This window comes from Pseudomonas sp. FW300-N1A1 (genome assembly GCF_058789115.1).
The window spans coordinates 167,645-179,302 of record NZ_JBYTBK010000005.1 but is presented as its reverse complement, the minus strand read 5'-3'; the positions used below and the strand labels follow the sequence as shown (position 1 = coordinate 179,302).

Genomic DNA, 11,658 nt, shown 5'->3' with positions numbered 1-11,658 from the left:
GGGTTGCGCAGCAACCCCAAAAAGGTCGCCGAGGCCTTGCCTGAAAGAGCGCAATCACCCGGCCAGGGCCACTACGTGCTGGAGCGCCAGCCCGGCCCAGCGCGAGCAAGCTCGCTCGCCACAAAGGCAGTGTCCATGCGCAATTGCAGCCTCTGCGACTTACTGTTCGTGGCGAGCGAGCTTGCTCGCGCTGGGTTGCGCAGCAACCCTAAAAAGGTCGCCGAGGCCTTGCCTGAAAGAGCGCAATCACCCGGCCAGGGCCACTACGTGCCCCAGCGCGAGCAAGTTCCCTCGCCACGAAGACAGTGTCCATGCGCAATCGTAGCCTCCGCGATTTGCCGTTTAGCCCTGTGAAGAAGCAAAAAAAACCCCGCGACCGAATGAGGCGCGGGGCAAAAAATTGGTTGGTTGCGGCCAACCAAAGGAGCACTTGTAAGCTTAGTTGCTGGCGACGGTTTCGGGTTGCCAGCCGCCACCCAACGCTTTGTAGATCGCGACGATGCCACGGTAGAGGTCGACTTCGGCCTGGGCCTGCGAGTCTTCGGCCGCCAGGCGTTCGCGTTGGGCGTCGAGCAACACCAGGAAGTCCGCGGTGCCTTCGCGGTAGCGAATTTCCGCCAGGTCGGCGGCGGCGCGACTCGATTCGCTTTGGCGGATCAGCGAGATCAGGCGTTGCTGGCGTTTGCCGTAGTCGGAGAAAGCGTTTTCCGATTCTTCCAGGGCCAGCAACACTTGCTGCTCGTAGGTTGCCAGGGCGCCGTCGGCGTTGGCGTCGGCGGCCCGCAAGCGGGCACGGACGCTGCCCAGGTCAAAGGCGGCCCAGGTAATGCTGGGGCCCAGCGCCCAGGCGTTGGCGGCGGATGAGCCGATCTGCGAGCCGCGTCCTGCCGTGAAGCCGAGGAAGCCGCTGAGGCTGACCCGTGGGAACAGGTCGGCCTTGGCCACGCCGATCCGGGCCGTGGCCGCGGCCAGTTTGCGCTCGGCGCTGAGGATGTCGGGACGGCGTTGCAGCAACTCGCCCGGATCACCGATCGGCAGGGCCTTGGCGATCGCCGGCAAGCTGGCGGGGCTCAAGTCGACGCTGAGCTTGTCCGGTCGCTCGCCCAGCAGGGTAGCGATGCGGTTGCGCTGACGGATCTGCACTTCCTGCAACTGCGGCACGCTGGCTTCGACCGACGCCAGGCGCGCGTCGGCGCGAACCACGTCGAGCTGGTCGCCGACACCGGCGTCGCGCAGGCTGATGGTGATCTTGCGCGACTCCTGCTGGTTCTGCAGGTTGGCCAGGGCGATCTTCTCCCGCAATTGCGCGCCACGCAGTTGACCGTAGGCGTCCACCAGTTCGGCAATCATCGTGACTTGCAGTTGGTACAGGTCGGCCGCGGCCACCTGGGTGTCGGCGTCGGCCGCTTCCAGGTTGCGCTGGATACGTCCGAACAGGTCGATCTCCCAGGCCATGTCCAGGCCCAGGTCATAACGTTCGCTGCTGACCCGGTCGGTGGTCTGGCCGGGAATCTGGCCCTTGGCCAGGTCACTGCTGACCCGGCTGGTGACCACCGGCATCGCATCGTTGCTGACATCATCACGGAACGCCCGGGCAGCTCGCAGGCGGTCGAAGGCCACCCGCAACTCGCGGTTGCCCTGCAGCGAGGTGTTCACCAACTGATTGAGGATCGGGTCTTCGAACTGCTGCCACCAGATCCCTTCGAAGCGGGCGCGGTCGAAGTTCTGCTCGCCGTTGGCCCCCACGGTCGCGGACGTGATGTTGGCCGCTGCCGTCTCCGGGGTCTTGTAGTCCGGGCCGACGGCGCAAGCACTCAGGGCCAGCACCAGCAGGCTCGGCAGGAAGGCTTTCAAGCTCATTGTTGCGCCTCCAGTTTCAGGGCACGGGCCGCTTTGCGGGCGTCGCTGCGTTCCACATAACGGCGGATCAATACGTAGAATACCGGCGTCAGCAGCAGTCCGAAGAAGGTTACCCCGAGCATCCCGGAGAACACCGCCACACCCATGGCGTGACGCATTTCGGCACCGGCGCCGCTGGAGAACACCAGGGGCACCACCCCCATGATGAAGGCGAACGAGGTCATCAGGATCGGCCGCAGACGCAGGCGGCACGCTTCCAGCACCGCACTGAGCGAGTCCATGCCTTCTTCTTGCTTGTCCTTGGCGAACTCGACGATCAGGATCGCGTTCTTGCATGCCAGGCCCACCAGTACGATCAAGCCGATCTGGGTGAAGATGTTGTTGTCGCCACCGGACACAATCACCCCGGTGATGGCCGACAGCAGGGTCATCGGCACGATCAGGATCACCGCCAGCGGCAGGCTCCAGCTCTCGTACTGGGCCGCCAGCACCAGGAACGCCAGCAGTACGCAGAGCGGGAACACGAACAACGCGGTGTTGCCGGACAGAATCTGCTGGTAGGTCAGGTCGGTCCACTCGTAGGTCATGCCGTTGGGCAGTTCCTCCTTGAGCAGTTTCTCGATGGCTTTCTCCGCCTGGCCCGAGCTGTAGCCAGGGGCGGCGGCACCGTTGATTTCAGCAGTGATAAAGCCGTTGTAGTGCATCACGCGGTCGGGACCCGAGGTGTCGCTGACCTTGATGAAGGTTGCCAGCGGGATCATCTCGCCCTTGTTGTTACGCACTTTCAGCTGACCGATCTGGTCCGGCTCGAGACGGAACTGCTGCTCGGCCTGGACGTTGACCTGATAGGTACGACCAAAGCGGTTGAAGTCGTTGGCATACAGCGACCCCAGGTAGATCTGCAGGGTGTCGAAGATGTCGCTGACGGCCACGCCGTGGGTCTTGGCCTTTTCGCGGTCGATGGCGGCATCGACCTGGGGCACGTTCACCGTGTAGCTGGTGAACAAACCGGCCAGTTCCGGCACGTTGTGGCTCTTGTTGATGATGTTCATGGTTTCCTTGTACAGCTCGTCGTAGCCCAGGTTGCCCCGGTCCTCGATCTGCAGGCGGAACCCGCCAATGGTGCCCAGGCCCTGTACCGGCGGCGGTGGGAAGATCGCCATGTAGGCTTCCTGAATATCGGCGTACTGGCCGTTCAAGGCCCCGGCAATGGCCCCGGCGGATTCGCTCGGGTCCTTGCGCTCATCAAAGGGCTTGAGGGTGACGAACACGATGCCGGCGTTGGGGCTGTTGGTGAAACCGTTGATCGACAGGCCGGGGAACGCCACCGCGCTTTCCACGCCCGGCTGCTTGAGCGCCATGTCGGACATGCGCTTGATCACCTCTTCGGTACGGTCCAGGCTCGCGGCGTCCGGCAGTTGGGCGAACGCCACCAGGTATTGCTTGTCCTGGGCCGGCACGAAACCGGTCGGTGTGTTGGAGAAGCCGAAGAACGTCAGCACCATCAGGCCGGCGTACAGCAGCAGGGCGATACCGCTGCTGCGGATCACTCGGGTCACGGTGCCGACATAGCCATGGCTGGCGCGGTCGAAGAAACGGTTGAACGGACGGAACAACCAGCCGCCAAAGAGCGTGTCGAGGACCTTGGAGAAACGGTCTTTCGGCGCGTCATGGCTCTTGAGCAGCACCGCCGCCAACGCTGGCGACAGGGTCAGCGAGTTGAAGGCCGAGATCACGGTCGAGATGGCAATGGTCAAGGCAAACTGTTTGTAGAACTGACCGGTCAACCCGGAGATGAACGCCGCCGGGATGAATACCGCACACAGCACCAGCGCCGTGGCGATGATAGGGCCGGTCACTTCACGCATGGCACGCTTGGTCGCTTCCACCGGGGTCAGCCCCAGTCCGATGTTGCGCTCGACGTTCTCCACCACCACGATGGCGTCGTCCACCACGATGCCGATGGCCAGCACCAGGCCGAACAGCGACAACGCGTTGAGCGAGAAGCCGAACATGTGCATCACGGCGAAGGTACCGATCAGCGATACCGGCACCGCCACCAGCGGGATGATCGAGGCGCGCCAGGTCTGCAGGAACAGGATCACCACCAGCACCACCAGGATCAGCGCTTCGAACAGGGTGTGTACCACCGCCTCGATGGAGCCGCGCACGAAGATCGTCGGGTCATAGACGATGCTGAAGTCCATGCCTTCCGGGAAGTTCTTCTTCAGCTCGGCCATCTTGCCGCGCACTTCGTTGGAGATCTCGATGGCGTTGGAGCCCGGACGCTGGAAGATCGGGATCGCCACCGCCGGCTGGTTGTTCAGCAGGGAGCGCAAGGCGTACTGGCTGGAGCCCAGTTCGACGCGGGCAATGTCCTTCAGGCGAGTGATTTCACCGTTGTCGCCTGAGCGAATGATGATGTTCTCGAACTCTTCCTCGGACACCAGGCGACCCTGGGTGTTGACCGAGAGCTGGAACGCGGTGGCACTCGGTGCCGGAGGCGCACCCAGTGCACCGGCGGCCACCTGGCGGTTCTGCTCGCGAATGGCATTGACCACATCGGTGGCGGTCAGGTTGCGCGAAGCGGTCTTGTTCGGGTCCAGCCACACCCGCAGCGAGTAGTCGCCCATGCCGAACAGTTGCACATCGCCGACACCGCCCAGGCGCGCCAGCTCATCCTTGATATTGAGCAGGGCGTAGTTGGACAGGTAGAGCATGTCGTAGCGTTTGTCCGGCGAGGTCAAGTGCACCACCATGGTCAGGTCAGGCGAGGCCTTGTCCACGGTGATGCCGATCCGGGTCACTTCTTCCGGCAGCTTGGGCTCGGTGCGGGTGACGCGGTTCTGTACCTGCACCTGGGCGTTGTCCAGGTCGGTGCCCAGGGCAAAGGTGATGGTCAGGGTGATCTTGCCGTCGGCGGTGGACTGCGAGGACATGTACAGCATGTTCTCGACGCCGGTGATGGCCTGCTCCAGGGGAGCGGCCACGGTTTCACCGATGACTTTGGGGTTGGCACCCGGGAAGTTGGCACGCACCACCACTGTCGGTGGTACCACTTCCGGGTATTCGCTGATGGGCAGCTGGAACAGCGAGATGCTGCCGGCGATCAGGATCAGCAGCGACAGTACCGCGGCGAAGATCGGCCGTGAAATGAAGAACTGGGAAAAATTCATCGGAGTCTGTATCCCTTAACCGCGTGGAGTCGCAGCGGCGAGCTTCACAACCGTGCCCGGCGCAACCTTGGCGGGCGCGACTTGGGGCAGGTTGCTGGCTTCAAGCGCCTGGCGTTGTTGTGCAAGGGCCGCGAGGGTTTCCTGGCTGGCCATCTGGACCACTTCAGGGGTCACCGGCGACCCCGGGCGCACCCGTTGCAGGCCCTTGACGATGATCGTGTCGTCCTTGTTCAGGCCGCTGCGCACAATGCGCAAGCCTTCGATCTTCGGACCCAGCTCAACGGCGCGATAGACCGATGTGTTGTCGGCGTCCATCACCAGCACGAACTTCTTGCCCAGGTCCGTGCCCACCGCTTCGTCCGTGATCAACACCGCCGAATAGGTGCCACTGCCCACCAGTTTCAGGCGGGCATAAAGGCCTGGGGTGTATTCGCCCTTGCTGTTATCGAACACCGCGCGACCACGGATGGTGCCGGTCTTGGGGTTGACCTGATTGTCGACGAAGTTCATCTGGCCCTGGTGCGGGTTGCCGTCTTCATTGGACAGGCCCAGGTAAACCGGAGTGGTTTGACCGCGCTGTCCCTGGCGCGCGAGCTGGGTGTACTTGAGGTACACGCGCTCATCGGCGTCGAAGTAGGCGTAGACCTTGTCGGTGGAGACCACGCTGGTGAGTGGGGTGGTATCGGCGGTCACCAGGTTGCCGGCGGTGATCTCGGCGCGGCTGACACGGCCACTGATCGGCGCGGTTACCCGGGTGAAACTCAGGTTCAGTTTGGCCAGGTCCAGTTGCGCCTGGACCGCACCGACTGCTGCCCGTGCTTCCTGGGCGGCGCTGGTGCGCGAGTCGGCCAGTTCCGCGGAAATCGCGTTGCTGGTGCGCAGGCGTTCACCACGGCGGGCTTCGTTTTCGCTGCGGGTCGCATTGGCACGGCCCTGGGCGACCAGCGCTTCGAGGCGACGGACTTCAGCCTGGAACGGACGCGGGTCGATCTGGAACAGCAGGTCACCTTGTTTTACCAGCGCGCCTTCGGTGAAGGCCACTTCATCGATCTGGCCCGAGACCCGTGGACGGATCTCGACGGTTTCCGGCGCTTCGAGGCGGCCGGTGAACTCGTCCCACTCGTTGACCGGTTGTTCCAGGACCTTGGCCACGCTGACCTTGGCAGCAGGCATGGCGGCGGCCGAGTCCGGCGTCTTGCCGCAGGCGCTCATCACCAGCAAGGCCAAGGCGGCCAAGGGCAAGCGCAAATGTTTGAGTGACTGTTCCATGGATGCATCCGCCAATGTATTGAGATGGGCGGATGATGCTTCGCGAGGGGGTATCTCACGAATCGAATGAGGCAAAGGTAACTATCATTCGGAATGATATAAGCGGCAGGCGAGCCCTCTAGCCTGGGGTTTTTGTTAGGCAGCTATCAATCTTGTTAATAGAGCTATCCGTCAGGGATTGCTCGCCATCACCACCGTGAGCGCCGCTCGCCGTTTCCCCTCTCCAAGGCGTGCACCGCTCTAGATCGCACGTCTACGATCAATTATTGATATCTTGCGAGTATTATTTTGAACACTGTGTGTGATATTTTTCCCGCCGTTCAAGGTTCCACTGCGTGCAGTGCTTTGATAATGAGTGCTGCATGGATTCTGCAATAACTATAAATAGCGAGAATTGTTCATGAGCAAGACCCCTTACGCCGTTGCCGGCGAGCCATGCGAGGCGCCCAATGCCGAGTCATCCGGACTGGAAGTCAAACGCCTGACCTTCGTCGAGGCGGTGGCAATGATTGTCGGCACCAACATTGGTGCCGGTGTGTTGTCGATGGCTTACGCCAGCCGCAAAGCCGGATACATGCCGCTGCTGTTCTGGCTCGCGGTCGCCGGTATTTTCACCACGATTTCCATGCTGTATGTCTCGGAAACCGCCTTGCGTACCCGCCGTCACCATCAATTGAGTGGCCTGGCGCAGCGTTATGTCGGTTCTTTCGGCGCCTGGGCGATTTTTCTCTCGGTGGCGGTCAACAGCATCGGTGCGCTGGTTGCCTACATGAGTGGCAGCGGCAAGGTACTCAGTGAGTTCTTCGGCATCAGCCCGGCGCTGGGCAGCCTGCTGTTTTTCCTGCCTGCAGCGTTGGTGCTGTACCTCGGCCTCAAGGCCATCGGCAAGGGCGAGAAGTTCATCAGCATCGGCATGCTCAGCATGACACTGGTGCTGGTGATCGCGACGCTGGTGAACGAAAACACCCAGTTCGCCAACTTGCTGGAAGGTGATTGGGTCTACATGATCCCAGTGTTCAACATTGCCGTGTTCTGTTTCTCGGCCCAGTACGTGGTTCCGGAAATGGCCCGTGGCTTCAGCCATGCACCCAAGCGTCTGCCGCTGGCGGTGATTACCGGGATGGTGATTACCTTTGTTTTGCTGGCGATGGTGCCGATGTCGGTGATTGCCTTGACCGGCCTGGAGAACCAGAGCGAAGTCGCTACCCTGGCCTGGGGCCAGGCACTGGGGCAATGGGCGTTCTACACCGCCAACACCTTTGCCCTGTGCGCGATGATGACGTCTTACTGGGGCTTGGGTGGCAGCTTCCTGACCAACATCTTTGACAAGTTCCAGAGCCTGGGTTCAGAGAGCAACCCGAAGACGCGCTTGCTGGTACTGGCCATCGTCTGCATCCCGCCCTTTATCCTGGCGTACAGCGGTATGGTCGGTTTCGTCAGCGCCTTGTACTTCGCCGGGGTCTTCAGCGGGGTGATCTTGTCGATCATGCCGATCCTGATGCTGCGTTCGGCACGCAAGAGCGGCGATATCGTCCCGGCCTGGCAATGTGGCTGGATTGCCCATCCGCTGATCCAGGTCACCGTGGTGGTGCTTTATCTGATGAGCATGGCCTATGCCATCTGCGGCGCGCTGGGCTGGTTGCCTGCCAGTTGGTGAGTGGCTGCGGCTAGCTTTGCCAGAGAAAAGCCGTCGCCGCACTGGATACAGTGGTCTGGGCTGTGGCCGAGGCTTTTGCTGCCTGGGCCACGTCTCAGTCATTGGCAGCTCGGGCGCAGAAGGCGACCTACAAGGTCGAGTATGTGTTGGAGATTCGCCTGGTGCCGGATGAGCAGACCCTGGCCGCGCAGGTGCAGGTCCTGCCTCAGAGATTCACTCAGTACGGGCAGCCCACGAGCAATTTCCTGCCACCGGCCAAGGTGCTGATCGACCCGGCGACGGGCGCGGTATCCCGGCCCTTCAAAGACTCTCAGGGTCGCCGAAGAACATTTTGACTTGGCTCTAGGACGATATTTTCAGGCAGAAAAATATCAAATATGCCCCCAGTTTTGCCCCCAATTGCATCAGTTTTGCGAGTGATCGCGAATGGCGATTTCTTACATAGACCAAGATGGATTCGGATGGCTTTCAGTGTACCTTCATCTCAGATTGAACTGTTTGGCATCGATCGTCGGTTGGTGAAGGCAGAGGGAGTGGCGCGTTTGAGCACTGCTTTTCGGGGTACACCTGAGATGATGTTCACTGATAGCATGTGGCCATTAAATAATCAGCGCTGATTTTCACATTCAATTTGGTGAACGCAATGGTCGATGCTACAGGGAAGTACTTAGACGTATATCAAAGCTGGCAGCAACACCTCTTCAACTTCAACCTGGCAGTCCGGGATACCAATACGCCGGGCTTGCGTAAGCCTCAGCTTGCCGCGCTATACGCTTCACTGGGTCACCTGGTGATGTCTCCGGCCACGACCGCAACGATCGTGATGCCAACGGGTACCGGCAAGACCGATACCATGCTTGGTCTGCTTATCGCAGGGCGGTTGGCAAGGACATTGGTGCTCGTCCCATCAGATGCCTTGCGTTCCCAGCTTGTCGAAAAATGCCTCGGGCTGAAAAAACTTCGGGAGATCGGTGCTGTTTCTGCCACAGCACTTAACCCTGTGGTGAGGGCGATCGGCTCAGGAATGTCGGCTGAAGATGTACAACAGCTTGCCGAGGCGAATGTAATTGTCGCTACCCCGCAAGCATTGCAGCGATTCGACACAGAGTCCCTCCAAGCCTTGGCTGAGCTCTGCAGCCACCTGATCATCGATGAAACCCATCATGTGGCCGCCATGACATGGGGGCGGGTGAAAACCGCGTTTAAAGAGAAGCCATGCCTGCAGTTCACTGCTACGCCTTTCAGGGAGGACAATCAGCCCCTTGAAGGCAAGATTATCTACAACTACCCGTTGAAGGATGCGCAGATCGATGGCTACTTCAAGTCGATCGAATTTCACCCAGTGCGCGAATACAACCTCGAGTTGGCTGACCAAGTGGTTGCTGATAAGGCGGTAGAGTTGTTGCGAGGCGATCGAGAGCAAGGCTTTAACCACCTACTGATGGTACGCGCACGATCGCAAAAACGTGCTGAAGCCCTGTTTGAGCTCTACAAAAAGCATGAAGACCTCTCACCCATTCTCATCCACAGCAAGGTGCCGAATCGGGTCAAGCTGCTGGGTGAAATTGTCGAGAAGAAATACAAGATCATCGTATGCGTGGACATGCTGGGCGAAGGCTTCGACCTGCCAGAGCTGAAAATCGCGGCTATTCACGACCAGCATCGCAGTCCGGCAGTCACGCTACAGTTCATCGGTCGGCTAACCCGGGTTGATGACACGCTAGGCGACGCCAAATTCGTCTCAAACATTGCCAACCAGAAAGTCGATTACCAGATGGCAGTGCTTTACAAGGAAAGTGCCGACTGGAGCACCGTGATTCGAGATGTGAGCCAAGACAAGATCGCCCGCGAAATCGAAAAAGAGACGTTCACTGAACAGTTCCCGGATGATGCCGACTCCGAGGAGATCTTCGGGTTGAACCCCAACCCAAAGATCAGTGCGATCGCCTACCATGTGGAGCGCGACCATTGGCGGCCAGAGAAAGCGAATCACTTCTCCCAGAAGAAAGAACCGCTGCAGTTCCTTTCTATCAACGACGATTCAGACACGATCATCATGGTGACCCGACGAGAAACACCCGTCGGATGGGCTCAGACCTCGGCGATTGTGGACACGAACTGGATTCTGTACCTGGCGTACTACCACGCGCCCGACAAGACTCTATTCATTCACTCCTCCGGTGATGAGTCGCAAGCGACGCGTTTTTTGAATTTGATTGCAAAGGATGCCAGGCGAATCAACGGCGAGCCTACCTTCCGCACCCTGCACGACATCAAGCTCATGAAGCTGCAGAACGTGGGGCTGTCCAGGACACGCAAGGATCTGAGATTCACGATGCACGTCGGGCGGGACATCAATACCGTCATCAGTGAAATCGAGAACGGCACGGCGAAAAAGTCCAACATCTTCGCAACGGGCTATGAAGATGGACAGCGCACCACCGTTGGCTGCTCTCACAAAGGGAAGATCTGGGAGATGAACTCTTCCAGCATCATTTACTGGATTGAGTGGTGCAAACGTGCCTCACAGAAACTCAACGATGCCTCGATCAACCCTTCTGAAGTGCTCAAGGATGTGATTCGCTCGGAGAAGATCGAAGGGGCCTGGCCAACGGGACTTTTCTATGCTGATTGGCCGGAGTCCATTGCGATCGAAAACGAGCAGAAAATTTCGCTAGCGTTCAACGGTGAGATTTTCAACCTGCTTGATGTCGAGCTTGGCAAACCTCGGCGAAGCGATGAGCTGACACTAGAAGTGCCTCTCATCGCCATTGCAGTAGATGGCACGGAGCGTCAACTGCCTGACATCACGATACGGTTACTGAACGACAGCTACAAGTTCTCCTGCCCTGGGGTCAAGATCATTTTCGCCGAAGAGAGCTCGTTCGAGCAGTACCTGGATGCGAACCCTTTGGTCTTGCTAGCCGTAGACGGTTCGATGGTCGAGGGCAATTACCGATTCTACACTCCCAATAGCTTGGACTTGAAGCTTCCTATAGCGCTGATTGAGGCTTGGGACTGGGGGACCACCCAGATCCACAACGAGTCCATGAGGGCAACTCGTAACATGGACACCGTCCAAGGGTTCACCTACAGCCGAATTGAGGGCGACTATGCATTCATTTTCAACGATGATGGTGCAGGTGAGATTGCGGATTTAGTGGCAATCAAAGAGAGCAAGGACGCAATCTATGTCGACCTTTACCACTGCAAGTATTGCCCCCAAAAAGATGGCGAGGCTCGACCTGGTGCTCGCGTGAACGATGTCTACGAGGTCTGCGGCCAGGCGTCACGATCGGTGAAGTGGCTGCACACCGAGGAAAAATTCTTCAATCGATTGATGGGTCGGTACCAGCAATCGCTGCCGAAAGGATTCGACAGAATCCTCAAGGGTGACCCAATAGATTTGGAGCTACTTCGCAACAAGTGTCACGACCACGAGATGATTTTCAGATTCGTGATCGTACAGCCTGCCATTTCAGCAGCGAAAATCTCCGCTGATCAGCTTGCTGTCCTCGGCACCAGTTACTCCTACATTAAGAATGTATCTGGTTCAGATGTCCGGGTCGTAACCAGTGCATAACAGAAAGGTGGGCACCACATTGCCTCCGGCTTCTTGGCCAGATGAATCTGGAGAAAGGGCGGGAAGGTATTCATTGATAAAAGAATTTTGAGGCCTCGGAAGTTGGGGCAGGA

At 59.3% G+C, this 11,658-nt stretch carries 6 protein-coding genes; 3 read left to right on the top strand and 3 right to left on the bottom strand.

Annotated elements, in window-relative coordinates:
* Positions 1 to 438: 438 nt before the first annotated feature.
* Genes AC3WQN_RS06515 through mexE form a run of 3 tightly spaced genes read right to left on the bottom strand, consistent with a single transcriptional unit; the run spans position 439 to position 6,305 of the window.
* The gene (locus tag AC3WQN_RS06515) at positions 439 to 1,860 is read right to left on the bottom strand and encodes an efflux transporter outer membrane subunit (protein ID WP_095079055.1); all 1,422 of its coding nucleotides are present in this window, start codon (positions 1,858 to 1,860) and stop codon (positions 439 to 441) included.
* Entirely contained in the window at positions 1,857 to 5,036 is a 3,180-nt protein-coding gene (locus tag AC3WQN_RS06510) for an efflux RND transporter permease subunit (protein WP_103401376.1), read from the bottom strand. Before AC3WQN_RS06510 ends, AC3WQN_RS06515 begins: the two co-directional genes overlap by 4 nt.
* A gap of 15 nt (positions 5,037 to 5,051) precedes the next feature.
* On the bottom strand, positions 5,052 to 6,305 hold the full coding sequence (gene mexE, locus AC3WQN_RS06505; protein ID WP_103401377.1) for a multidrug efflux RND transporter periplasmic adaptor subunit MexE: 1,254 nt from the start codon (positions 6,303 to 6,305) through the stop codon (positions 5,052 to 5,054).
* A gap of 400 nt (positions 6,306 to 6,705) precedes the next feature.
* Between mexE and AC3WQN_RS06500 the strand changes: the two genes are divergently transcribed.
* The 3 genes from AC3WQN_RS06500 (at position 6,706) to AC3WQN_RS06490 (ending at position 11,545) form a co-directional block, all read left to right on the top strand.
* Positions 6,706 to 7,962, top strand: a complete 1,257-nt coding sequence (locus AC3WQN_RS06500; RefSeq protein ID WP_095147809.1) for an aromatic amino acid transport family protein — start codon at positions 6,706 to 6,708, stop codon at positions 7,960 to 7,962.
* A 62-nt stretch (positions 7,963 to 8,024) separates the two neighbouring features.
* Positions 8,025 to 8,297, top strand: a complete 273-nt coding sequence (locus tag AC3WQN_RS06495) for a hypothetical protein (protein WP_146038385.1) — start codon at positions 8,025 to 8,027, stop codon at positions 8,295 to 8,297.
* A 308-nt stretch (positions 8,298 to 8,605) separates the two neighbouring features.
* Positions 8,606 to 11,545, top strand: coding sequence for a DEAD/DEAH box helicase (locus AC3WQN_RS06490; RefSeq protein WP_103401379.1), 2,940 nt, complete (start codon positions 8,606 to 8,608; stop codon positions 11,543 to 11,545).
* The last annotated feature ends 113 nt before the right edge of the window (positions 11,546 to 11,658 follow it).

Excerpts from the sequence above, each read along its gene's own strand:
- AC3WQN_RS06510 (WP_103401376.1), bottom strand. The coding sequence starts at position 5,036 with ATGAATTTTTCCCAGTTCTTCATTTCACGGCCGATCTTCGCCGCGGTA.
- AC3WQN_RS06500 (WP_095147809.1), top strand. The coding sequence starts at position 6,706 with ATGAGCAAGACCCCTTACGCCGTTGCCGGCGAGCCATGCGAGGCGCCC.
- AC3WQN_RS06490 (WP_103401379.1), top strand. The coding sequence starts at position 8,606 with ATGGTCGATGCTACAGGGAAGTACTTAGACGTATATCAAAGCTGGCAG.
- AC3WQN_RS06515 (WP_095079055.1), bottom strand. The coding sequence starts at position 1,860 with ATGAGCTTGAAAGCCTTCCTGCCGAGCCTGCTGGTGCTGGCCCTGAGT.
- mexE (WP_103401377.1), bottom strand. The coding sequence starts at position 6,305 with ATGGAACAGTCACTCAAACATTTGCGCTTGCCCTTGGCCGCCTTGGCC.